Annotated in this window: 19 protein-coding genes; 11 read left to right on the plus strand and 8 right to left on the minus strand. The window is 43.5% G+C overall.

Features of this window, described 5'->3' with window-relative positions:
- Nucleotides 1-248 precede the first annotated feature (248 nt).
- The 3 genes from BUC07_RS13270 to BUC07_RS13280 form a co-directional block, all read right to left on the minus strand.
- Nucleotides 249-905: a NigD1/NigD2 family lipoprotein gene (locus BUC07_RS13270; RefSeq protein WP_073170266.1), complete on the minus strand. Its 657-nt coding sequence runs from the start codon at nt 903-905 to the stop codon at nt 249-251.
- 66 nt (nt 906-971) lie between these two features.
- Entirely contained in the window at nt 972-2,213 is a 1,242-nt protein-coding gene (locus BUC07_RS13275; RefSeq protein ID WP_073170269.1) for a serpin family protein, read from the minus strand.
- A gap of 86 nt (nt 2,214-2,299) precedes the next feature.
- Nucleotides 2,300-3,529, minus strand: coding sequence for a serpin family protein (locus BUC07_RS13280; RefSeq protein ID WP_083578254.1), 1,230 nt, complete (start codon nt 3,527-3,529; stop codon nt 2,300-2,302).
- A gap of 217 nt (nt 3,530-3,746) precedes the next feature.
- Here BUC07_RS13280 and BUC07_RS13285 point away from each other — a divergent pair, with 217 nt between their 5' ends.
- From BUC07_RS13285 to BUC07_RS13325, 9 genes are all read left to right on the plus strand, one after another.
- Nucleotides 3,747-4,331, plus strand: coding sequence for an RNA polymerase sigma factor (locus BUC07_RS13285; RefSeq protein WP_139279584.1), 585 nt, complete (start codon nt 3,747-3,749; stop codon nt 4,329-4,331).
- Nucleotides 4,331-5,731 carry an outer membrane beta-barrel protein gene (locus BUC07_RS13290; protein ID WP_073170271.1) on the plus strand — a complete coding sequence of 467 codons (1,401 nt, stop codon included), beginning with the start codon at nt 4,331-4,333 and terminating at the stop codon, nt 5,729-5,731. Before BUC07_RS13285 ends, BUC07_RS13290 begins: the two co-directional genes overlap by 1 nt.
- A gap of 118 nt (nt 5,732-5,849) precedes the next feature.
- Nucleotides 5,850-8,597 carry a TonB-dependent receptor gene (locus tag BUC07_RS13295; protein ID WP_083578255.1) on the plus strand — a complete coding sequence of 916 codons (2,748 nt, stop codon included), beginning with the start codon at nt 5,850-5,852 and terminating at the stop codon, nt 8,595-8,597.
- Nucleotides 8,597-9,655: a DUF4249 domain-containing protein gene (locus tag BUC07_RS13300; RefSeq protein ID WP_073170276.1), complete on the plus strand. Its 1,059-nt coding sequence runs from the start codon at nt 8,597-8,599 to the stop codon at nt 9,653-9,655. The genes BUC07_RS13295 and BUC07_RS13300 overlap by 1 nt, the downstream gene beginning before the upstream one ends.
- Nucleotides 9,656-9,665: 10 nt before the next feature.
- Nucleotides 9,666-11,333 carry a hypothetical protein gene (locus tag BUC07_RS13305; RefSeq protein ID WP_073170278.1) on the plus strand — a complete coding sequence of 556 codons (1,668 nt, stop codon included), beginning with the start codon at nt 9,666-9,668 and terminating at the stop codon, nt 11,331-11,333.
- Complete coding sequence (locus BUC07_RS13310; RefSeq protein ID WP_073170280.1) at nt 11,330-12,064, plus strand: hypothetical protein; 735 nt, start codon at nt 11,330-11,332, stop codon at nt 12,062-12,064. Before BUC07_RS13305 ends, BUC07_RS13310 begins: the two co-directional genes overlap by 4 nt.
- Nucleotides 12,065-12,170: 106 nt before the next feature.
- The gene (locus BUC07_RS13315) at nt 12,171-13,091 is read left to right on the plus strand and encodes a lytic transglycosylase domain-containing protein (RefSeq protein WP_073170282.1); all 921 of its coding nucleotides are present in this window, start codon (nt 12,171-12,173) and stop codon (nt 13,089-13,091) included.
- Between the two features lie 14 nt (nt 13,092-13,105).
- Entirely contained in the window at nt 13,106-15,979 is a 2,874-nt protein-coding gene (gene uvrA / locus BUC07_RS13320) for an excinuclease ABC subunit UvrA (RefSeq protein ID WP_217652702.1), read from the plus strand.
- Between the two features lie 216 nt (nt 15,980-16,195).
- The gene (locus BUC07_RS13325) at nt 16,196-17,860 is read left to right on the plus strand and encodes a nucleoside kinase (protein ID WP_073170284.1); all 1,665 of its coding nucleotides are present in this window, start codon (nt 16,196-16,198) and stop codon (nt 17,858-17,860) included.
- 2 nt (nt 17,861-17,862) lie between these two features.
- Here the strand turns inward: BUC07_RS13325 and BUC07_RS13330 are convergent, their stop codons facing one another.
- The 4 genes from BUC07_RS13330 to BUC07_RS13345 all read right to left on the minus strand — a co-directional run bounded on the left by BUC07_RS13330 (nt 17,863) and on the right by BUC07_RS13345 (nt 22,253).
- A complete protein-coding gene (locus tag BUC07_RS13330; protein WP_175552534.1) occupies nt 17,863-19,131 on the minus strand; it encodes a serine hydrolase domain-containing protein in 1,269 nt (422 codons plus the stop codon).
- 209 nt (nt 19,132-19,340) lie between these two features.
- A complete protein-coding gene (locus BUC07_RS13335; RefSeq protein WP_073170288.1) occupies nt 19,341-20,456 on the minus strand; it encodes a DUF6544 family protein in 1,116 nt (371 codons plus the stop codon).
- A 6-nt stretch (nt 20,457-20,462) separates the two neighbouring features.
- The gene (locus tag BUC07_RS13340; protein ID WP_073170290.1) at nt 20,463-21,155 is read right to left on the minus strand and encodes an aspartate/glutamate racemase family protein; all 693 of its coding nucleotides are present in this window, start codon (nt 21,153-21,155) and stop codon (nt 20,463-20,465) included.
- A gap of 6 nt (nt 21,156-21,161) precedes the next feature.
- Nucleotides 21,162-22,253 (minus strand): glycoside hydrolase family protein, encoded by a 1,092-nt coding sequence (locus BUC07_RS13345; protein ID WP_073170291.1) that lies wholly within the window; start codon nt 22,251-22,253, stop codon nt 21,162-21,164.
- An 86-nt stretch (nt 22,254-22,339) separates the two neighbouring features.
- Between BUC07_RS13345 and BUC07_RS13350 the strand changes: the two genes are divergently transcribed.
- Both BUC07_RS13350 and BUC07_RS13355 read left to right on the plus strand, forming a co-directional pair.
- Nucleotides 22,340-22,987 (plus strand): O-methyltransferase, encoded by a 648-nt coding sequence (locus BUC07_RS13350; protein WP_083578256.1) that lies wholly within the window; start codon nt 22,340-22,342, stop codon nt 22,985-22,987.
- Between the two features lie 8 nt (nt 22,988-22,995).
- On the plus strand, nt 22,996-24,372 hold the full coding sequence (locus BUC07_RS13355; protein WP_073170296.1) for an APC family permease: 1,377 nt from the start codon (nt 22,996-22,998) through the stop codon (nt 24,370-24,372).
- Here BUC07_RS13355 and BUC07_RS13360 read toward each other — a convergent pair.
- Nucleotides 24,358-25,110, minus strand: coding sequence for a lysophospholipid acyltransferase family protein (locus tag BUC07_RS13360; protein ID WP_073170297.1), 753 nt, complete (start codon nt 25,108-25,110; stop codon nt 24,358-24,360). The two genes, BUC07_RS13355 and BUC07_RS13360, sit on opposite strands and share 15 nt — an antisense overlap.
- Nucleotides 25,111-25,391 lie beyond the last annotated feature (281 nt).

Below are 25,391 nucleotides of genomic sequence, written 5' to 3' on the forward strand. Positions count from 1 at the left end.
AACCAAGCAGCATTTAAAGAAAAGCGTATTAAATTTCTTGAGAATCAACTCGCACAATTAAACAACGTTGCATGATTGTGTATAAGGTAGGTTAGGTTTTGTTTAGAATAAAATTCACGTTTCTGATGGTTAAGTTGTTAATAATAAATTTGCTGAGCCGGTTTCTGAAATACAAAAAGCTGCCTGTCATCCGACAGACAGCTCTTACAGAACTAACTAGTACAGCAAAATTAACTGAAATGCTGTTTTTATTTTATCTCAAATATTTCATTGTACACTTCGCCATTGTATAACCTGGCTTTCAGCACAAATTTTTTTTCACCTTCAATTATCAGTGGAGTTAAATCGAATCTGAACTCCCTGGTAACCAGTGCTTCGCAAACATCTCCGTTGGCATCGTGCCTGATTTCAAATGTGGGAATGTCGTTGCCGCCCGGGTTCCACTGGTGCATGTAGGCCAAATCAACGGTGTGATTTTTGCAACCACCACTGTACGAAATTTTTAGCTGGAGACAGTCGCCGTCAATAAAAGCTTCGTGCAGAAATATCGGGTCGCGGGCCAGGCTGTCGTAATTTTCAAAATAGAGATCTATCCAGGGTGCACAACTCAGTTCTTCAATGTAAGTAACGTCGGATGGGGTTCCGCGGTCGCAGGCAGGTATAACATTTTCGAGTTCTGAATATTCTACCAGAACGCGTTGGCCGTGGGCAAAATCAAAATCATCGGGTGAATGCAGCGGCTGGATGCGGTTGCCGTTGTCGAGTTCAATTACAAAACTGCAGTTTCCGGCACCGGCGTAGTCAATAACCACCCCGGTTTCCTGAAATGTTGTAACCTCGTTATTCTGCTGGCAACCAATAACCACGGCTGCAATTAACGACAAAAACACTATGAATCGTTTCATGGCTTATTGTTTTCTAATTTTCTTAGTTATAACGTGTTAATTGCCGGTTTAGTCTTTCGGTTTTTATTATTCATCGTATTCCGGATTTTGTACTTCTCCGATAAAAAGAATCGCATCCGTATTATTTTCAGTAATCGCAAACACAAACGGTTTGTTTACAAAAAATGGTACTTTTTGCGGTTCGTTACCAATGCTTGTTGTTGTAAATGTAATGGAAGTAACAGCCGCAGCTTCAGTGCCGGTTTCATTTACATCGATAAATGATTTGTGTTTCACCGCGCTGATGTATAATTCGACATCTGAAATTTTTGAAAAATCGGCCACTTCCGGGATAAATGCTTTTTGCATGCCCATTTTTTTCAGCAGATCGTTTAACCCGGCCTCGAATTCAAACTTAAATCGCGGCATGGTAATATCCACGCGGTCGGTTTTTTCAAACTCATCCATCCACTTTTTCCAACTGGCAGCCGACAATTCGTCGATTACATTCTGCGAATTTTTCCCGGTTTCGGGCAGAAAAATTACCATGTTGTACTGCCCGTTTCCGTAAGGCATTTTAATGGCTTTAAACAAACTGTTGGCGGTGTAGTCCAGGTTTTCCAGTTTGTTCATCATCGGAACTTTTATAGTTGTGCCGTCTGGTTTGTTGAAATCCAGTTCGTGGGTGCCTTCCTCGTCGAATTCGTTTGTCCAGATGCCGTTGAAATAAATGGCGTTTAGAAGCACCATCCGGTCAAGCGGATCAAGCAGCTCAATAATTTTTGTGATTTTGTCGTTGGTTTTTTCAGTCACCCAATCGTTTATTGTATTTACAGCTCCGGGCGAACTGAAATCGAGTCGTTCAATTTCTGCTTCGTAAACCGTTTTGTTTACATCGAGAAAACCGGGTTTTACCTCCATAATGTCAGCATAAAAAATGGCGTTGGCAATTTCAAAAAACACATCTTCATCCAGCGACTGCAACGCACTAATGAGCATTTTATACGAAGTGTTGATTTCATCGGTTGTCAATCCGTTCAGTTTCATTGCTTTTTCCATTTCAGTTTTTGTGTCACCATCGGCACCTTTATACGCCATGGCCAGTGCCACCGAAATGCTCAGCGGCGAAATCATGATGTTTTCGTCGTCGTTGTCTTCACGCACTTTCTGAAACATTTCCAACCCAAATTCATTGTCGGCTTCAATCAGTTTTGCCGATTTTTCATCCAGATCGATGATGTTGTTTTCCGGGGGCTGAACGTCGTTTTTCTGGCACGAACTAATCGATGTCAGCATAAATGCCAGCAACAGTAAAATAATTGTTTTCATAACTTTCTGTATTTTAATGTTTTTATTTTTTTGTCTTCTTGTCTTGGTACTTGTGTCTAATCGTCTTGAAGCTTCTATTTAAACCTCTAATTCTTCTGTGGATTTTTCACCGTTCCAACAAACAATATGGCACCGGTGCTTTTTTCCGTAATGGCGAAAAGAAACGGTCGGTTTGCGTTAAACGGAATACTACCACCGCCTCCGGCCGATAATTCGTTAACTGCCACAACCGTTACGGCAGCGGCCTCGGTCCCTTCCTCGTTTACTTCTATAAACGATTTATGTTTCACATAGTCAATGTACAAATCCGCATTTTTATTGATTCCTGTAAAATCTGCTCCGCCTGTAAAAGCAATTCTCATGCCCATTTCAGATAAAATATCGTTTAGCTTGATTTCATATTCGTACTTAAATTTGGGAAGTTGAATTTTTACATTGCGTTCTGAAAAATTTTCCATCCACGATTTCCAGTTTTCTTTATCAAGATTTTCCATAACATCCTGCAACGATTTATTTACTTGCGGAAGGAAAACCGACATGGAAAAGTTTCCCTGTCCGTAAGGAAGTTGAATTGCCTGAAACAAATCATTTTCATTGTACAAAACAGGATTTTCCTGTTGCATAAAATCGGTTTGAATGGCGGCACCGTTTTCCAGATGGAAATCTCTTTCCACTGTGTTTTTCTTTTCAAATTCCGAGGCCCAGATTCCTTTAAAATAGATGGCATTCAAAAGGAACATTACATTATCGGGGGTGATTCTATCCAAAATGCTTTCAATTTTATCTTTTGTCTTTTCGGCCACCCAACCGTTAATGGTTTTCAATGCATCAGGCGATTCAAAATCGAGCGCGGAAACTTCGGCATCGTAATAATTCTGATTGACACTCACAAAGTCGGGCTCCACCGAAAAATCGTCGCGATAAAAAATGGCATTGGCAATTTCGAGTACCACCTTTTTGTCGAGCGATTTCAGCGCCTCAATCAATGTTTGGTACGAGGTGTTGATTTCATCGGGTGTCAGTCCGTAAAGTTTCAGGGTTTCTTCCATGGCAATTTTTGTTTCGGCATTTGCCCCGTTGTAAGTCATTGCCAGCGCAAGTGAAACACTGAGCGGCGATACCATAATATTTTCGTATTTTTTTTCAGCACTATAAACTTTCTGAAAAAGTTCAAAACCAAATTCATTGTCGGCTTCCACCAGTTGAGCCGATTTTTCTGTGAGCTCAATTTCGGTATAAATGCCCTCGTCGTCTGCAATATTGCAGGCTGTAAAGAGAAGTGTCGCAATTAGGATAATGATTGTTCTCCGTTTCATTTTTACTTGTTTTTAAATTATTGAAAAGGCACACAAAACCATAGATGGTTTGGAAAGGAATAAGGTTGCGTAAATTTTTTTATTTTTTCACGCAACCATTGTTTAACCTGTTTCATCTAACAAGTGTTTTCATCGTAATCGAAAAAATTAATGTTACAGAACATTGGCGTGGTTTAAGGATGAATTTTAAAATAGAAGGCAGAATTTATCCTTACTTTTGAAGGAACATTTAAAGCTGGGTTTGGAAGAACTGAAAGACATTATAAAACAAAGTGCCTCGGGTGATGTGCGTGCGCAGGAAAAGCTTTACCGGATGTTTGCACCGAAAATGTTCGGGGTGTGCATGCGGTATGCAAAAGACCGCACCGAAGCCGAAGACAATTTACAGGATGGGTTTGTTAACGTGTTTACAAATCTGAAAAAATTTAGGCACGAAGGTTCTTTTGAAGGTTGGGTCCGCCGGATTATGGTGAATGTTTCGCTCAGCAAATACCGGAAACAGCATATTTTGTACCCGGTTGAAGATGTTGGGAAATACGAAACGCAATCGTTTACCGGCAATATTCTGGAAAAAATTTCGGCTGACGAACTGATAAATTTAATCCAGGAACTACCACCGCGGTACCGCATGGTGTTCAACCTTTTTGTAATGGAAGGATTGAGCCATCAGGAAATTGGTGAAGCAATGAAGATTACGGAGGGAACTTCGAAATCGAACCTTGCGCGGGCTAGGGATATTTTAAAACGTAAGGTGGAAAAACTTTACGGAAAGCGTAAAACAAATGCAAATTACACTGCATAATGAAAGAGGATAAAAATATGGATAATGCATTCCGCGATAAACTGGAAGGTTTTAAAGCGGAGCCACCTGCCTATCTCTGGGATGGCATACAGGGGCAGCTGGCTGCACAGCGCCGTAAAAAGCGGATAGCCCTCTACAGCTGGGTTTCTGTTGCTGCACTGCTGGTTCTTGCATTCTTGGCCGGTTGGTATTTCAATGAATCAGCTGAAAAACAGGTTCCGCAAATGGCCGAAACGGAAAAGGTAAGTCCTGAAGAAAAATCGAATATTGGGGAACAAGGCGGAATAGTTCCTGAAAAAGATAACCAACAAATGGATTTGGAACCGGTTGCATCTGAACAGTTTTTGGCCGAAGCAGGAAAAAGGAACCCAGAAACTCAACAGTCAGAAGAAGTTACATCGGGCTCAGAAGTGGATGAGGGAAACAGAATGCTTGCCGCGGCAGATTTGGAATTTATTCAACCCATTGAAATCAGTGAAATAAAAATACTGGAGGGAGAACAACCAACTGGTTTGTCGGTAAAAAGTGAATTGGTATCTGCCAATCAAATTTTCACCTGGGACCAGCCGGTAATGAACAGAAATGAGCAACAATTTTCAGCTGCACCAAAAAATAAAACCGGCTGGAAATTTGGGCTGAACGTTTCACCCGGGTATTCGTCTTACTCAGCCAAACATGGTTCGGCTTACTCCAGTAACATGACCCGGGAAGCCGATAACGGAAATACCAACCTCAGTGGTGGAGTTTCAGTTCAGTATAAAACCGGGAAAAGAGTTAGTATTGAAAGCGGTGTTTACTATGCGCAAAACGGGCAGCAAACCGGCAGTTCGCCACAGCTTTTTGGCAACAGGGCTCAAATGGATTATGCATCGGCTCCGGTCAACAAAAATTATTTTAACACCGCCGTTACCCTTGCCGATAACCGGATGGCCATGAATAGTACCGCCGGAGTGATTGATTTTGAGGGGGTTCCCAAAGGAGCGGAAATAGCTGCCAATCTGGAATCTTTTGGTTCCTACTCCAATTCGCTGCTTACGAGTGGCGAACTTTCCCAGGTTTTCGACTTTGTGGAAATTCCCCTTTACCTCCGCTATCTGCTTTTTGAAAGTAAAATGGATGTGGAACTGGTGGGCGGTGTAAACGCTGGCCTTGTGGTTGGCAACAATGCCTACATCGATAATGAATACGGTGTGCAGAACATCGGCAAAACCCGCGATATTTCTACTGTGAATGTTTCTGGTACTGTGGGTGTTGGGCTGAACTACGCAGTAGGGAAAAATCTTTCGCTGGCTGTGGAGCCGCGGTTCAGTTACTACCTGAATTCCATCAACCGCAACCCTGAAGTGGATTTCAGGCCCTATCGTGTGGGCGTTTATACCGGTTTGTATTATGAGTTTTGAAGCATTTAAATTGCGCTTTTGGTATGGAATACTTTTTTCGAATATTTTACTTTGTTAGTCAGATTTTATTAGTAATTATGCATCAAACAACCAATATCGCTTAGAAGAAAGAAATTTCATGTATTATCGACTAATCCAAAAGGCAAAATTATTTTCAATCAGGGTGTTTGTCTGCTCAATATTTACCATTGTTTTTATTTTGGGGACTACCAGAACTGCCAATGCCCAAAATCAGGGCGAAATTCTGATTGATGGCACTTTTCGTGATCAACCCATGTCGGTTTTTTTAGATTCGCTGGGAACCAAGTACAATTTGCGTTTTTTTTACAAACAGGAATGGTTGGCCCCGCATACCATCAGTAAAGAGTTCAGAAGCACACCGCTTATTCAGGCCCTGAACAACATTTTTCTCGACAATGAACTTACTTTTCGATTTTTCCAGGATAAAGGTGTGGTGATTTATCCTGAAGTGTCTGGGAATTTTTCCCGGTTGGATGAGTCGTCTCAGTTTTTGATTATTGGCAATCCGCTCAACCTGGGCCGTTACAAACGAGCCACTTTACGCGGGCGTGTGGTGGACGGGAAAACGGGTGAAACACTGGTGGGTGCCATTGTTTACCACACCGAAACCCAAAAAGGAGCCACAACTGATGAGAGCGGTGAGTTTGAAATGGAACTGCCAACCGGAGATCACCGGCTTCAGTTTTCGTTTGTGGGCCTGCAAAGTTCAAACTGGAAGATTCGCTTAATTGAAGACGGATACGAAGAATTCCAATTGTTTGAAGAATCACACGCCATTGAAGAAGTTACTGTTGTTGGCAAGGAAGCCGATTTGCCGCGGTCGCAAATGAGCATGGTGCAAATGTCGTCGGTGGAAATAAAAAAGTTGCCTGCTTTAATGGGCGAAGTGGATATTTTAAAGGGAATGACCATGTTGCCCGGTGTACAGACCGTAGGTGAATTATCATCAGGATTTAACGTGCGGGGCGGAAATACTGACCAAAACCTGATTCTGATAAACGGCAGTCCGGTGTTCAACTCTTCGCATCTTTTCGGATTCCTTTCGCTTATAAATCCCGATGTAGTTGAAAATGTGCGCCTGTTTAAGGGAGGAATGCCTGCGAATTTTGGGGAAAGAGTAGCATCAGTTATGGAAGTTGGGTTTAAAGACGGAAACACTGAACAAATCAGGTTTTATGGCGGAATTGGCCTTATCAATTCGCGGGTAACCATGGACGGGCCGCTGAGTAAAAATAAAAAACTGACTTTTGTGGCAGGCGGCAGAAGTTCTTACACCAACTGGATTATGAAAGAAATTCCTGAACTTGATTTTGCCCGAAGCGTGACCCAATTTTACGATGTGTCCGGGAAAATAACTTACAAATTCGATAAATACAACCGAATGAGCCTGATGGGGTATGTAAGTAACGATGAATTTAACACCAGTACTGAATCGGTTACCCAATACGGAAATATTCTGGCCAATCTGGAAGTGAGTAATCAGTTGACCGGAAAACTTTATGGCGATTTTGAACTAGCCCACAGTCAATACAGCTACAGGCTGACTGATTTTGCACGACAAAACCCACTGGAATCCTATTTCCTCGACAACCGGCTGATGTATTCTTCTGCAGGATACACCGTGCGCTGGCATCCGAACATTATGCATAAGGCAATTGGAGGAATAAAAGTGGTTGATTACCGAATCAATCCCGGAAAAATTTCCCCGGTGGAAGATACAACACGCATCGTTTCGCGTGAGTTGCCGGCAGAAAATGCCCTGGAAGCTGCTGTCTTTGTTGGCGACGAATTTGAGATCTCACCACAGTTTTCTGTTTCAGCCGGATTGCGTTTTAGTTTCTTCAAAAACAGAGGCTCAGCAGAAAATCCGGAAAACAATGAATCGGATGGATTTACCACTTTGGATCCTTCTCCTGATATTCCTGAAAAAGAAATCCGGGAAAAACATTACACAGGTTTTGAACCGAGGCTCTCTGCCCGGTACGATGTAAATGCAAATACCACCGTTAAGTGGAATTATCAGCGGGTACGCCAGTATATGTTTCAGTTGAGCAACAATGCGGTTGTTTCTCCGGCCGAAACCTGGAAACCTGCCAGCCCGGGGTTGAAGCCGCTTATCAGCGACCAGGTTGCGTTTGGCATGGAAAAAGATTCGTGGCTGAGAGGCATCGATTTTTCGTCGGAAGTTTATTTCAAATACTTACAAAATTTGGTTGAATATAAAAATGGTGCGCAGTTAATTATGAATGAAAACATAGAAGATGATTTGATTTCGGCCAGCGGATATTCAGCAGGAATTGAACTGAGCGCCCGGAAAAACACAGGCCGGCTCACGGGGTCTGTCAGTTATGTGCTTTCGCGAACCATGCAAAAAACAAATGCTGAAAACGCAGAAGATAACTTCTGGGATGGGAAATATTATTCTTCGTTGTACGACAAGCCGCACGATTTTTCGCTCGTTGGCACTTACAACATCAGCCGGCGGTGGCGTTTTTCTGCCAACTTTGTGTTTGTTTCCGGGAGGCCGGTTACGCTTCCTGAAATAAAATACAAATATGCCGGCGAAACGATGGTTTATTATTCCGACCGAAATAAATACCGCATGCCTCCCTATCACCGGCTCGACATTTCCATCACTTTCGATGAAAACCTGCGCCGTAAACGCATGTGGAAAGGAAGCTGGACACTTTCGGTTTACAATGCGTACGGCAGGGAAAATCCGTACTCGGTGTACTACCGGAAATCGGGACCGGGAGCTGGAAACGATTCCCGGAAATATTCGCTCTACAAACTTTCGGTTATCGGAATTCCGGTACCGTCATTAACCTATAATTTTAAATTCTGATGCTGAAGTCATTAAAATATCTGACAATACTGTTGGTGCTTTTTGCAGGCTGTGAGTCGGTTTATGAAGCCGAACTTGACGAGGTGGAGAGTGCTCTGGCTGTGGATGCACGCCTGGTTTACGGAGAGCCTCCCTATCAAATTATTCTGCAAAAATCAGCCGGTTTTAACGAGGCCGATTCTTTTGAACCCTTCACCAATGCCTTGGTGCAGTTGCTCGACAGCAGAGGTGAAGGGTACCTGACGCAGCAAGTGCAGCCCGGAGTTTATGAGTTGACCGGAACAATTGATTCAACCGAACAATACAAACTGCACATCATCGCCGAAGGTGAAACTTTTTCGTCAGACTATGAATCCGTTCCCGAAACTCCGGACATTGATAATTTTTATAGTGAAGAGTTGGAAAGATGGAGCCAGCCCGGAGGTGAAACCAATGTGGAAGAATTCAAAAAAACATTGGGACATCAGGTTTACGCCGACATAAGCAATGGAAACAAAAAAACGTATTACCGCTTCGATGCAAGAAAGGTTTTTCAATATACCTTTCCCTTCGATACTGTGATTAATGGTTTGCCCGCTACCCGTATGAAATACGGGTGGGAATCGTTTTATCCGGATGGTAATTTTAACATTGCTGCGCCCCCCGAATATGCAACGGATTTTAAAATCACAAATCACCCATTGGAATTTTTTCAATACAGCAATTCAGGAATTCTCGACTCAATTTCTGCACAGCGTGGGTGGATTTATATAATTTATCAGCACGCCATTTCTCAATCGGCCTGGAATTTTTATAAGGACCTGAACAGCCAGCTTGGTGCCGACGGGAAAATATTTGACCCGCTTTATGTGCAGGCACGAAGCAATTTAAAATGCACGTCCAATTCCAAAAAAATAGTACTGGGTAATTTTGAGATTTCCCGCCGCCGCGAGCATAGGGTGTATATTTACCTCAATCCCCACAGCGGAAATCATACCCTGCGCAGGATTAATGATTTATATGATATTCCTGAGCGGGGTGTGAAGTCGTTGTACCCGCCCGTGTTTTGGCAGAATTAAATAGGAAAGAATGAAGGTAAACTGGCAAAATATTAAATTGGTACTGCTCTTTTCAGTGATTTCGTTTTACGGATTTTCACAATCAGAAAATGAAATTACCCGGCACTACCTGTTTACTGACCGCGACTACTGTATTTCGGGCGATACAATTTGGTTTAAAGTAGCCGCTATAAACAGCGACAGTGCAAAAAGCAATGTGGTACATGTACATCTGACCCATGCCGCAAATCAGGTAATCGCATCGGTTATCAAAAAAAGCAGCGCCGGTTGGGCCGAAGGATATTTACATGTTCCCGACTCGTTAAGTACCGGTGTCTATTTTTTATCGGCTTTCGTTTATGAAAACCTTTCTGTACCGGACTTGCCTGTTGAGAAAAAATCGTTATTTGTTTACAACCGTTTTCAGGATGACCTGACGGAAATGGAAGTCCCCGGACAAAAACAGAATATTTCCAAAACCAATCTTGATAGCCGCGTTAAAATAATACCAAACAAACAGGAGTTCAAACCCAGAGAAAGAGTTACTGTTGAACTGGGCCTGGATGCCATTGAAACAAGTGAAACTGAATTTGTTGTTGTGAGAGCATCACGTGCAGATGAGATGGCTCGCAGTTTTGGAGGCAGATTTACTTCAGTTTCCACTCCGTCGGATTTGACAGTGCCCGGTTTTGCGGAAAAGGACGGTTTTATTCTTAGCGGAAAAGTGAAAAAATCAGCCGACGGTTTGCCCCCGGGGAAAGCGGTTGTATTTCTCTCCCTCATTGACGACCCAGGGTATTTCGACTATTATGTAACAGGACAAGAAGGAACATTTCATTTTTTTCTGAAAAATGCCGAAGGAGTTGGAGACGTGGTGCTGCAGGCGGTCACAGAGGATGGTGCCGAACTTGAAATTGAACTTGCCACCAACCATATGGAAAACCGCACACCCATAACATTGCAAAAAGAACCTCTCGGGCATGACCAAACTGAATTTATCAACCAGTCAGGCGATGCCGTGTTTATCAAACGGTTGTTTGGAGAAAACTACACCATATCTCCAACTGATTTTTCGATGCCGCCTCGCTTTAACGTGCCTTTTTACGGGCATCCCGACCAGTCTGTGAATTTGGATGACTTTTTTGAATTGCCCGACTTCCGGGAAATATCGAGGGAATTGCTTCATGGTGTGCAATACCGGAATCGCGATGGAAACATAACAATCAGGATGTTGAACCTTGATGAAAATGTATATTTTGAAAACGAACCATTCAGGCTGATAAACGGAATTCCTTTTTTCAGAAACCGGCTGCTCTCTTCATTCGGCTCAGCCGAAATTGATAAAATTGATTACGCCATGGAAGAACGGCTTTTTGGCGACCTGAAATTTACCGGGGTGCTTGCCATTTATTTAAAAGACAAGTCGAATCGCTGGCTGGCTCAGCAGTCAAACATTTTCAGATTTACCGTTCCTTTTTTACAGCCTTCTCACGAGCCGGGATACTTTTCTCCTCCTGAAAACGATAAAAATGTACCTGACCTGCGTACCGTATATTTTTGGCAGCGGGTACCAACCGGCGAAAAAAAACAGATTGAATTTTTACTGTCCGATTTAAAGGGGAAAGTTGAAATTTCAGTAACCGGTGTAACTAAAGAGGGAAAAATTTTCAACTCATCTGAAATAATTGAGATAAAATGAATTTGAAAACTGCATATCTGTTTTTGGGGGTACTGTTATTGATGCTGGCCAACCCGGCCCGTGCGCAAAAATCAACCTTTAACTGGGATGCCCTGAACGAAAATTCAAACCGGCTGGAAGGAAAACTTACCGGCTCTTTGTATTATATTTCCCCATTGGCAGACAGGACTCATTTTCTTCAGGACAAATGGGAAAATGGGACTATTTTGTTTGAAGACGGAGATCGTTTTGAAAACCAGCACCTCAGGTATCTCTCTTTTCAGGATGAACTGGTGGCATACAATCCGAATTTGAAGCAGCTTTTTGTTGTTGACAAAGAAAAGGTGAACAGCTTCACAATCGAAAACGAACAGAACAAGCAACAATTCGTGAAACTTTTCTTCGATGCATTTGTGGGTGCCGGAGACCGTTATTTTGAGGTGAAATATGAGGGGACACGCTGGCTCCTGGCTTTTCATTCTGTATTGGAAGAAAAAACCAGCATTTACCGGGACCGTTACGGAAAACTGAAGGATACCAAATTTAAGCCGAAAGTCACGTATTATATGTATTTCCCTGAAGAAAAAAGATTTCAAAGAGTTCAGGACAAACGACGCTCATTTATTAAATTATTCCCTGACCAAAAAAGGGAAGTTCGCCGGCTTTTCCGCAGAAATACCCTCTGGCGGTTTAACGAAAAAGAAATGATCCGGGCTTTTCAATTGTTAGACGAAGCCGGTTTTTTTGAATAAATCATATTCCGGCGAAATGATTTTCAATCAAAACATTTGCACTTCGATTTCGTTGTAATACAACGTTTAAAAATGTAATTTTGCATTTTTAAAAAATAAAAAAATAATGCAGAATAAGGGGTGGAGAATAATATTAACACTGGTTTTGGCAGTAAATGTGGGTGTGATTGTTTTTTTAGTAATGGGTTCGGCAAACTCAACTGAACCGGCTGTTGTAAACGTAGCGGAAACGGCCAAATTCAAATCGGTTGACATTCCCGATTCGGTTTCCTTCGCTGGTGAGCCCATGCCACTTCATCGTTTCGATGTGCGCGAATCGCTCGATCGCGAATTGCTGGTGAATTCCTATTTTCATTCGCAAACCCTGCGTCTGATAAAACTGGCGCCCCGCTATTTTTCGGTTATCGAACCCATACTGGAAGAAAAGGGGATACCTGACGATTTTAAATACCTTGCTGTGGCCGAGAGCGGTTTGAATCCCAGTGCCATTTCGCCGGCGCGCGCCATTGGATTCTGGCAGTTCATGCAGGGCACTGCCCGCGATTATGGACTGGAGGTTAGCAACGAAGTGGATGAACGTTATCATGTTGAAAAAGCGACTTACGCGGCCTGCGATTATCTGCTCGATGCTTACGAAAAATACGGAAGCTGGACACTGGTGGCTGCTTCTTATAATGCCGGAATGCGTGGAATCGATCGCCAGTTGGAACGCCAAAAGGCAGATGATTATTACAACCTGCTCCTGGTGACCGAAACCGGCAGGTACGTTTTCCGGATAGCAGCACTGAAATTAATTTTGGAAAACCCAGCCGCTTACAATCTTATTGTTCCTGAAGAAGAGAAATACCCGATTATTCCAACTAAGGAAATTGAAGTTACAGGGCCGGTACTCGATTTTGCAGATTTCTCGCATGCCCACGATATTAATTACAAACTGCTGAAAGATTTTAACCCATGGTTGCGCCAGGCGTACCTGACCAATAGTTTAGGAAAAACATACACAATAAAAATTCCGCAACTGAATTAGTTGAATAGAACAGGATGCAAGATATAAAATACACTGAAGAACAGGTGCTTGAGGAGTTGGTGAAACCCGAAGAAAAAATTGAAGTGCACGGTGCACGCGTACACAACCTCCGCAATATCGATGTGGAAATTCCACGCAACAAACTTACCGTAATTACCGGTTTGAGCGGCAGCGGAAAATCATCGCTGGCATTCGATACCATTTATGCCGAAGGGCAGCGACGCTATATTGAAACTTTTTCGGCCTATGCGCGCTCTTTTCTGGGCAACCTCGAGCGGCCCGATGTGGATAAAATTACCGGGCTCAGTCCTGTAATTTCAATCGAGCAAAAAGTAACAACCCGCAACCCGCGCTCCACAGTTGGCACAGTAACCGAAATTTACGACTTCCTGCGGTTGTTGTATGCCCGTGCCGGCGAAGCATTTAGCTACAATACCGGCGAAAAAATGGTGAAATACACCGAAGAGAAAATCCTGCAGTTGATTAAAAGCGATTTTGCCGGGAAACGGATTCATATTCTGGCGCCTGTGGTTAAAGGACGAAAAGGGCATTACCGCGAATTGTTTGAACAAATCAGGCGAAAGGGATTTTTGTATGCGCGGGTTGATGGAGAAGTAACTGAAATTAAGCACAATCACAAAGTAGATCGTTACAAAAACCACTTTATTGAAATTGTGGTGGATAAGCTGGTAGCTGATGAAGGAAGTGAAAAGCGGCTGAAGGAAAGCGTGCAAACTGCCATGAAACACGGTGGCGGCATCCTAATGATTCTCGATAACGATACCAACGAAGCCAAATATTACAGCCGGTTGCTGATGTGCCCTTCCACCGGAATTTCGTATGCCGAACCCGCCCCGCACAATTTTTCGTTCAACTCGCCGCAGGGGGCATGCCCAAGGTGTAACGGATTGGGTCGCGTAACTGAAATTGATCTCGATAAAATTGTGCCCGATAAAAATAAAAGCATCGACAAAGGCGGCATAGCTCCTTTGGGAGCGTACCGCAATTCCCTGATTTTTTGGCAGATTGAAGCACTGGGTGAAAAGTACGGGTTCACCCTGAAAACCCCGGTTAAAAATATTTCAGAAGAAGGTTTGAATGCCGTCTTGTTTGGAACCAACGAGCGTATTCAGCTCAAAAACACTCCGCTCGGAAGCAGCCTCAACTATATGATGAGTTACGACGGAGTGGTGAAATACATCGACAGTTCGCGCGATGACAATCCATCGAAAAGAGCACAAAAATGGGCCAATCAGTTTGTGAAAACAACGGTTTGCCCGGAATGTAACGGGCAGCGGCTGAAAAAAGAGTCGCTGCATTTTAAAATCGACGGGAAAAATATTTCGGAACTGGCTAATTTGGATTTAAGTGAACTGGGAAACTGGTTCAACGGCCTTGAAGAAAGACTGACAGAAAAGCAGCGCAAAATCGGAACTGAAGTCATAAAAGAAATTCGCGACAGGCTGGGCTTTATGCTTGGAGTAGGATTGAACTACCTGGCACTCGACCGTCCGGCCCAGAGTTTGTCGGGCGGCGAATCACAGCGTATCAGGCTGGCCACACAAATTGGCACACAACTGGTGAATGTGCTTTATATTCTTGACGAGCCCAGCATCGGTTTGCACCACCGCGACAATATGAAACTTTTGCAATCGCTGGAACAATTGCGCGATAACGGGAATTCAATCATTGTGGTGGAACACGACAAGGAAACGATGCTCCATGCCGACTGGCTCATTGATATGGGACCACTTGCCGGCCGGCATGGCGGGGAAGTGGTTGCTGCCGGCGCTCCTGCCGAAGTGCTGAAAACAAAGACCCTCACTGCAGATTACCTGAATAACAAGAAAATGATTGCCGTTCCTGATAACCGCAGGAAAGGGAGTGGCGAAGTACTGAAAATAACCGGCTGCAAAGGAAACAACCTGAAAAATGTGACGGCTGAAATTCCGCTCGGAAAACTCATTTGTGTAACCGGAGTTTCAGGAAGCGGAAAATCAACGTTGATAAATGACACACTGCAGCCCCTGCTCAGTCAGTATTTTTATAAATCGGTGCAGGACCCGTTGCCATATAAATCGGTAAAAGGATTGGAATTGGTTGACAAAGTAATCCGTGTGGATCAGTCGCCAATAGGTCGCACCCCGCGTTCGAATCCGGTGACCTACACCGGCGTTTTTTCCGATATCCGCAGCCTGTTTGCCCAACTGCCCGAGGCCAAAATCAGGGGGTACAAGCCTGGCCGTTTTTCCTTCAATGTGAAAGGCGGCCGCTGCGAAGAATGCCAAGGCGGGGGAGTGAAACTCATCGAGATGAATTTTCTGCCTGATGTGTATGTACACTGCGATAAATGCAACGGCAAACGCTACAACCGCGAAACACTGGAGGTCCGTTACAAGGGAAAATCAATCAGCGATGTGCTGGAAATGACCATCAACCAGGGTGTGGAGTTTTTTGAGAGCATTCCGTCGATTTCGGTAAAATTAAAAACCCTCCAGGAGGTTGGGCTGGGCTACATCACGCTTGGGCAGTCGTCCACCACGCTTTCAGGAGGCGAGTCGCAGCGTGTGAAACTGGCTTCAGAACTGGCCAAACGCGACACCGGTAAAACACTTTACATTCTGGATGAACCCACTACCGGATTGCATTTCGAAGACATCCGCGTGCTGCTTGATGTGCTGAATAAACTGGTTGACAAAGGGAATACCGTGATTGTTATTGAGCACAATATGGATGTGATTAAGGTGGCCGACCATATTATTGATTTAGGCCCCGAAGGAGGGAAAAACGGGGGTAAAATTTTATGCACCGGAACACCGGAGGAGATCATCAAAGTGAAAAAATCATACACGGCAAAATACCTGAAAGAAGAGCTGAATGCCAGATGAGTGTTGAATCCCTAAGGGTTACGAAGTTCCCTTTGGGTTCACTGATTTAATTTTTCCACGCAAAATTCGCGAAATTTAAGAACGCTAAAATCGCAAAGTAGTTACTATGTTAAGGTTTAAATCTACTTTGCGTCTCCGCGCCTTAGCGGTAAGTGATTCAAATTATTTTTTTCCTGATTCAACCACAATTATTACTTTTATGAAAAATACTCAGAAATGAAGAACATTGAAATTTACTGCCACAACACACGTTCAAAACATTCATACCCGCTGGGTACTTCACTTCTCGAAATAAGCCGCGACCTGGATATTAAAATGAAAAACACGGTTTGCGGGGCCATAGTAAACCATCAGGTCAGGGAACTTTCATTTTGTCTGGTAAAACCCAAACAGGTTGAGTTTTTCGATGTGTCGCATCCCGACGGTATCCGGATGTACATCCGCAGCCTGATTTTTGTGCTGTATGCTGCTGTAAAAGAGGTTTATCCGCACGTTTCGCTGCGCATCCAAAAAGGCATTTCCAATGGCTATTTTTGTGAGTTGACAGGATTTGGAAGAGAAATTACCGACAAAGACATTGAGTTGGTGAAAGCGGAGATGAAGGAAATAATTGCCAAAGAAATTCCTTTTATTAAACGCGGATTGCTTACCGAAGACGCTGTGGAACACCTCATGCAGGAAGGCCTGGAAGATAAAGCACAGCTATTTGAACAGCAAGGGCATTTGTTTACCAGCCTCTATTTCCTTGAAAATTTGGGAAACTATTTTTACGGGCATTTGCTGCCTTCCACCAACTATATTTCAAATTTTAACCTTGAAAAGTATTTTGACGGTTTGCTGCTTCGAATTCCTGATTCCGATAATTTTGATAAGCTGATGGAGGCGCCGAAGCAAAAAAAATTGTTTGAAATTTACGAGGAACACAAAGACTGGGCGCAACTTCTGAACGTTTCCACTATCAGTAACCTGAATGAATTTACGCTGAAAAAGCAAGGTGGCGACATCATTAAAATTGCCGAGGCGCTTCATGAAAAGAAAATTGCTGAAATAGCCAATATCATCCATTCGCGCAACAGCGATATTAAGGTAGTTTTGGTTGCCGGGCCGTCGGCTTCGGGGAAAACAACCTTCAGTAAACGGCTTGGGGTGCAACTGGCTGTGAACGGTTTGCATCCCTACCAGATTTCGCTCGACAACTATTTTGTTGACCGCGAACACACGCCCCGCGACGAGCACGGCAACTACGATTTTGAAGCGCTCGATGCCATCGATATCGGTTTTTTTAATGAGCAGCTGCTGGAACTTTTCCGGGGAAAGGAAGTTCAGCTGCCCAAATTTGATTTTCACCGGGGCCGTCGTTACCTGAATGGCGACAAATTGCGGTTGAAACATGGCGATATTCTTATTGTGGAAGGAATTCACGGCATGAACCCGCGATTGCTGACCGACGTGCAGGAAAAAAATACCTTTAAAATATTCATTTCTGCTCTCACCCAGATTTCGTTCGATGAACACACCCACATCTCCACTTCCGATAACCGGCTGACCCGGCGAATTATTCGCGACAGCAAATACCGCGGCTACGGCGCTTCCGAAACGATTAAACGCTGGCCGTCGGTGCGGCGCGGAGAGGAGAAAAATATTTTTCCTTACCAGGAAAATGCCGATGTCATGTTTAATTCCGCCACGCTCTACGAACTGGCAGTATTGAAAAAATATGCTGAACCACTGCTGAAACAAGTACTCGAAAACCAGCCTGAATACATGGAAGCCATGCGGTTGCTGAAGTTTCTGTCGTATTTTAAACCCATTGATGACAACGAAATTCCACCCACATCGCTGTTGCGTGAATTCCTGGGAGGCAGTAGTTTTGTCTATTGAATTTAACTTTTATTCGTGGTTTCAAGCTCTTCGGCATCGGTAAGAATGCGCCGTGTATCCTGAAATTCGAAAAGTAAATCGAGATATTGGGGTACCGTTTTGGTTGCCAGGGTGTTGGGTGAATTGGTGAGAAATACAATGCCTGTTTTTTCATTTTCACACAAAGCAATTTCTGCTTTGTAACCGTTTACGTATCCTCCGTGATAAGCTACTTTCCGGCCTTTGTAACCAACAATCCGCCAGCCAATGCCATAGTGTTTCGATTCCACCCGGTTCCAGTTTCTGAAATATCTGCGCGAAAGGTGCGAAACAACCTGCGGGGTAAATACGGCGCGGTGGATGTCTTCGGTTAAAACGGGATCGTCCTCTTTCAGTAAAGCCATTAAAAAGTTCGACATATCCGAAATACTTGCATTCACTCCCGCTGCCGGTGCGGTGCTGTAATACCTGTCGTTTAGTTTTTGCGCCCAGTAGCCACTTCTCCCTTTTACATGTGGATAGGCCTTGTTAGGATTATTTTTAAACGAAAGAAAATCAGTTGAGGCATCAGTCATCCCGTAAGGGGCAAGTACTTTTTCATAAAGCAGTTCGCCGTAGGTTTTCGATGTTTTCGCGCGTAAAACGGTATCAATTAAACTGAACATTACGTTTTGATAACCATATAGTTGTCCGGGTTGGGCAGAAACGTCAACTTCAGCTAACCGTTGCATGATCACATCCATCGGGACTTTACTTTCAACCATATTGTCGTAAGCATGGGGCACAATTCCTGAAGTGTGGCTCAGCAGGTTTCGCACTTTGAGATTTTTTGTGCTCACCGGATTTTTCAACCTGAACCCCGGGATATAATCAACAACCCTGTCGTCGAGGCTGAGAACCTGTTCATTATCCAGAATTCCGGCCAGTACGCCGGTGATTGTTTTTGAGACCGATGCCAGGCGAAATACCGTGTGTTCGTCAATGGAATCATTTTCGCCGGCTTTTTTTACACCAAAACATTTTGTAAAAGCAACCTGATCATCATATATAATTGCTACAGCCGCGCCAACTGTTTGCGAGGCAGTAATTTCTTCGCTAAGCCAATGTGAATAATCATCAACAACTTCCTGGATTTCAAGTGGTGCCGGAGGAGGCTGAACTTTATAGCCGAAGGTGTCAATTTTTTCGTCCAAGTTTTGTGCGCTAGTTGACGAAGTGAGCTGATTTTGGCTAAAAGCCACTAAAGCCAGTAAAACTGAAATAAAAAGAATAAACGATATAGGTTTCTTCATCCAAATACTGTTTTTTGTCTCCTGAAGAAGAAGGAAAAGATCAAATTTTGTGTAATCGGAGCGCAAAATAGAAAAACTGAGTTTAATATGGAAGTATTGAATGAATTTTTTATTCAAAACCTTTTGTTTTGAACTTTTCATTTTGATTGTTTTCTGAAAACAATCCTTTTTATTGAACTAATTGACACTGGCAAAGTAACGAACATATATTAATTATCCAGCGGTTTTCCGGAAGGGGCGGTATTGTACAGAATGTCGGTTATTTCGAGGATGAGCCAGGTCCACGGGCCGCTTTCCAGCATCCAGGTCGATTCCATTTTTGTGGGAATCCTAATGCCGTTCATTTCCGATGTTTCTTTTACAGCAATTATCCATTCATGACGTTGTGCGTCAGGTTCATTTCCTTTGTAGCGGAGGGCGGTGAATTTTTCAAGATCGCCGTTTTTGTTGAAATGAAAAGTGCCTGAACCTTTGGTTTCGTTAATTTTTAAAGTAGCTCGGGCAGTAAGTGAATCAATTTCTTCCCAACTGATGTTTGGATGAAGTGCGGCAGAGGGAAACCAGACAATTTCACCCAGAAAACGCTGAAGACTGCCTTCGTCAATCTTTTCACCTGTTTCATTTACAATGTTGAATAGCGAATTCATTTTAATGCGCATTTCACCTTTTCCGCCTTCAAATTTATCGCGGCCTCTGATTTTTATCAGAGGGTTCATTTTCAGGTTAACTGTCCAGTTGAAAGCCGCTGGTTCTGTTGTAAAATACTGATCTGCTTCAGCTTCAAACCACTCGTTTTGCTCAGGTTTTAGTTTCATTTTGGCTTTTTGTTTCAGCAAAACTGTGCAGATGTTCTCTTTGCCTGTAACACCGGAGTTTTCCAGCCAGTTTTTTACGGGAACAGGCAGGTTGCTCCATTTTTCGGGACTGATTTTTTCAAAATTATGCGGCAGGCTATTCTGAAGCATGGCTGACCGTTCACTTTCAATTTTGCGGGTGAAAACCTGTCCGGAGAAAACCATAAGCGAGGCAATCAGCAAAATCACATTTGGAATGGTTCCCCAGCGGGCATCGCTCCAAAAACAGATTATCAGCAGTTGCGAAAGCAATATTCCCCCAAACATTAAAATCCACCAGTATCGGAATTTCAGCAATAAAAAAATGGCAGCGGCAACCAGGAGTAAAAAAGCGGCCAGCCAAAGCATTCCCCAATTCCTGGAAATTGGCAGCGAAAGTTCCCTGGTTTCTGCAATGCCAAATCCTTTAATAAAACCAAACAGGTGAATAAAAGCGTGTAATAGGGATAGAATGATGATGGTCAGTCTCATGATTTTTTAATTTACAGCCCATTCAGCCAAAGTTTCAGCATGAATTTTTGTGGTATCGAAAACCTCAATTTTAACATCTTTGTCCGAGATTAGCAAAGGAATTTCGGTGCATCCCAAAATTACCCCTTCGGCACCGTGAGTTTGCATGTTTGCAATAATGGTTTTCAGTTTTTCTCTCGATTCATCCCGTATTTCCCCGTGCACCAGTTCGTTGTAAATAATCTGATGAATACGTTCCCGTTCGGTTTTATACGGGACAATAACTTCGATGCCGAAATTTTTTTTCAAAACGGTTTTGAAAAAATCTTTTTCCATGGTGAATTTTGTGCCCAGCAATGCCACTTTCCCGATTTTGTTTTTTGAAATTTCGTTGCCCGTGGCTTCGGCAATATGTAAAAACGGCACCGAGATAGTTTCAGCAATAGATGAACTGCACAGGTGCATTGTGTTGGTACACAGCGCAACCACGTCAGCTCCTGCATCCTGGAGCCGCCGGGCAGACGCTGCCATGAGCGAACATAGTTTTTCCCAGTTGCCTTCGTGTTGCAGTTTTTCAATTTCGGCAAAATCCACTGAATGGAGAATAATTTCAGCCGAATGGAAACCTCCCATCAGGTCATTCACTTTGTGGTTAATGTATTCGTAATAAACTTTTGTCGACTCCCAGCTCATGCCGCCAATCAGTCCGATTGTTTTCATTGAAAATTAGTTTTTGTAGATATCTTTCATTTTTTCAACTTTCTTTTCGCTTTCGGCCATTGCCCGCGTGGTGAACATCATGACGCCCTCTGAACAGCCTGTCATTCCACCGGTTAAAACGGTTTCAAATTCTTCGGCCGAAATGGTGTACGGATTGTTGTACGCCTGAACTATGGGCCAAACTTTTGGCGAAGTTTCTTTTTCGATGTTCATCCGTTTACAAAACCAGTTGATGTTTTCTTCCACCCATTCGGGTTGCCTTCCCATGCGGGCATGGTAAACCATTGGCGAAAAAACATCGAAGTGTTCACGCAGCAAATCGTAGTCGAGCCCAAGGATGCGGCGTCGGGCACCGTCAAATTCTTCGTCGGTCCAGGGGCAGTGGTACAAACCCAGAAGCGCATCGGGTTTAAGTTCGTTTATTATGCTTCTGATTTCCAGTGTCCAGTCCAGAATTACCTGGCAACGCCAGTCGCGCCATTCCTGATCACGGTTTTTAAGAATCCAGGCAGCTTTTTCCGGGGTGTTGCCTTTGGGGATTTCAATGCCGTTGTTTTTTGAGAAAGAGGCCAGGCAATGGTCGCAAAAGCAGGTTTCCGGCAGAATGGGGTCAGGTTCTTCAAACTGGGCATGCCAGTGCACATAATCCATCCAAATGCCATCGAGGTCGAAATCGGATAGCAAAACGCGCAGCTGGTTAAAACGGTATTCCCTGAAACCGGGCTCGGTGGGGCAAACGCCTATAAACCACGAGGCTGCTTCCACTTTTTCTCCTTTTTCATTTATCGCCCATGCTTCGGGATGTTTTTCAACATAGTTTTTGCCGTTTAGGGTGGCAAATTCAGCGTAAACTTTCATGCCCTCAGCTTTTGCGCGTACCATCATCTCGTGTGTTATGGAACCGCTGTGGACAAATACCGCGTTAATACCCAGTTCAGATAATTTGTAGCCTTCTTCCCATAAAGGCCCGGGATGGCCGTATATTCCTTTGGTAAAAGCCCGGGTTTCGGTTATCTGGCCGGTTGTGGCCAAAAAAGCGAAAAGCGCGACTGAAAGAATTAAAAGTCGTTTCAGGTTATGTATTATGGCTTGCTGCATTACTAAATAAGTTTCGTATTCGGATATAAAAATAAGAGGTTTTCTTCATTTTTTTTATCTTTATGCACTATCATTTAAAAAGAAATATGGAAAGAATAAAATGTGTTGCCATTGTTTTTTTGATGATTTTCTGGGGCTGCAAAGCGCAGGGACAGTATCCTGAGATTGAAAACAACACCGACAAACGGGTTAAGGCATTTTTAGAAGAGAATGCCAATAACTGGCGCGACATGAATGTGTCAATCACCGACGGCCGGATTCTTTATGATCTTGTTTTGGAAAACGATTTTAAAAGGGCAGTAGAGATTGGTACGTCCACGGGCCATTCGGCTGTTTGGATTGCCTGGGCCCTGAGTAGAACAGGCGGCAAACTTATTACCATTGAAATTGATAAAGAACGCTACCTGAAGGCAAAAGCCAATTTTAAAAAAGCCGGACTGGAAGATTATATTGATGCACGGTTGGGCGATGCCCATCAAATTGTGCCGCGGCTGCAGGGTAAATTCGACTTTGTGTTTAACGATGCCGATAAATACTGGTATAAAAATTATTTCATCGACCTGGATCCAAAACTGAAAATTGGTGGTTGTTTTACGGCACACAACACAGCCATGCGGGTTTCCGGCATTCGTGAGTTCCTGGAATATGTGGAGGCGCTCGATAATTACGAAACCACTTTTGCTCCCAACAGCCGGTCGGGGATTTCCATCAGTTGCAAAAAATCAGATAAGTAAGATAAGTTTTGAACTTTTCAAACGATAACCTGGAGCGGAAACTGGGAATTTTCCCGGTTACCAATATTGTTGTTGCCAACATTATTGGCGCAGGAATTTTTACTACCACGGGTTATTTAATGGACTTTTTGGGAAACCCGGTACTGATGCTGGTGCTTTGGCTTGTAGGAGGAGTAGTTGCGCTATGCGGGGCAATGGCATTTGGAGAGCTGGGGGCTGCTTTTCCCGAAGCTGGCGGAGAATACACTTTTATTTCAAAACTGTTTCACCCGATGCTGGGTTTTTTAAGCGGCTGGCTTTCCCTGATTGTGGGGTTTTCGGCTCCCATTGCAGCGTCGGCCATCGGTTTCAGTAATTATTTCATCTGGGCATTTCCTTCTTTTCAGTCGTGGTTTTTGTTCGACCAAATTATGAGCCCCGATATGTTTAGCCGCCTGCTTGCGGTTTTGGTAATTGTTATTTTTTCGTTGCTTCACGCACGAGGTGTGGTTTTGGGGGCGCGAATTCAAAACGGGCTGACAATTTTAAAAGTAACCCTTGTGGTAGGTTTAATTATTGCCGGTTTTGCTTTTGGGCAGGGCGACTTTGGGCACCTGAAAGCTTTTCCGAAATCGGGGCAGGGGTTCAGTTTTAATTTTACTGAACTTAAATCGGTAGGGTTATCGCTCATGTTCATTATGTTTGCATACAGTGGCTGGAATTCGGCAACCTATATCGGTTCCGAAATTAAAAATCCATCAAAGGTAATTCCCCGTTCGCTGATTATTTCCACAGTGCTTGTTACGTTGCTTTATTTGTTGCTGAATTTGTTTTTTGTGTATGCCATTCCTCCAGCAAAAATGGCCGGAGAACCAGAGATTGGAGGTGTTGCCGTAGGACTGGCATTCGGCGATTTTGCCGGCACTATAATTTCATTGCTCATCTCTTTTGCCTTGTTTTCATCGCTCAGTGCATTTATAATTTTAGGGCCACGGGTTTATTTCTCCATGGCCCGCGACGGGTATTTTTTTAAATGGGTATCCGTTGTGCATCCAAAGTTTAAGGTGCCGCAAAACGCGTTGCTTTTGCAAAGCGCTATTGCCATTGTGCTGGTTTTATCAGGCACTTTCGAGCAGATAATTGCCTACATGGGATTTTCTTTGGGTATTTTTCCCATCATTGCAGTGCTTGGTGTTTTCAAACTGCGAATGAAGGGCGAAAGCAAACTGAAACTTCCGGGATATCCTGTGGTTCATATCTTTTTTATTTTAATAAACCTGGCCATTTTGGTGCTGGCCTATTTCGAGCGCCCTTGGGAATCAACCATTGCCATTCTTACAGCACTCTCCGGAATTCCGTTGTTTTACTGGTTTAAAATGAAAAAAGGAAAGCTACCCGGTTCCTGAAAGGATGGCATTCAGCATGGAATCAATCTGGTTTCGTGTTTCTTTCTGAAGGACTTTGTAGTCGCTGTTGCTGAGCGGTTTGCCATAACGCACTGTTGCCTTTGTAACCGGTTTGCTCATTTGCCGGAAAAAATGGCCGACGAACGTATCATCGTCTATCCACGCATCATTTTCATCTTCAAAATGAATGGCCATGGGGATTACTGGGATTTTGGTGTCGGCAGCAATTTTGAAACTGCCGTTTTTAAACGATTTTGTGAGCGGACCTTTCGAGGTAGTGCCTTCAGGGAAAAGCGCCACTGGTATGTGGTTGTTCACCGATTTTTTGATTTTATTCATGGTGGCCACCAGGCTTTGCAGTTCAGCCCGGGAAACGAAAATAGTATTGGTGATTTTTGCGCCGGTTTTCAGAAATGGCCAGTTTTTTAATTCAGCTTTTGCTACAAAAGCTGCCGGAGTAAATGCCGCCACAATAAAAATATCGATGTAACTGCGGTGGTTGGGCATGAGAATAAAATGCGAATTATCCGGAAGCTCATTCTTGTCAACTTTTATTCCGCAAACAAACAGGATGCTTTTCCCCCAGGTGCGCATGGCCCAGTTTTGCAACGGCATGCTGAATCCTTTCAGTTGGAGCCAAAACCAGCCAACAACCACCACGTAACCCGAAATGAGTAAAATTAAAACCAGCCGCAAAAAAGCGAGCGGAAAAAGGAAGATGATTCGTGCGGTTTTCATACTGCAAATATGGAGATTTTAGCCGTATAATACCATTCAGCAATTGGATTGGGCCCAAACCCGGATTATTCACAAATAAACCCAACCTCCGAAAGCGGCCAAACCTTTGAAATGAGCGACATTTCAAAATCCAATGGGTAATATTTGGAATCTTCAGGAAGGGGCACTAACTTTATAAACATAAATTAAACAAAAACCCGGGCCGTTTATGAAACCCGAAATCAACAAAGTAATCAAGTTAATAAAACAACCAAAAGGTGAACAATACATTCGTTATTTGG

This window comes from Tangfeifania diversioriginum (assembly GCF_900141875.1).
GTDB classification, from domain to species: Bacteria; Bacteroidota; Bacteroidia; order Bacteroidales; family Prolixibacteraceae; genus Tangfeifania; species Tangfeifania diversioriginum.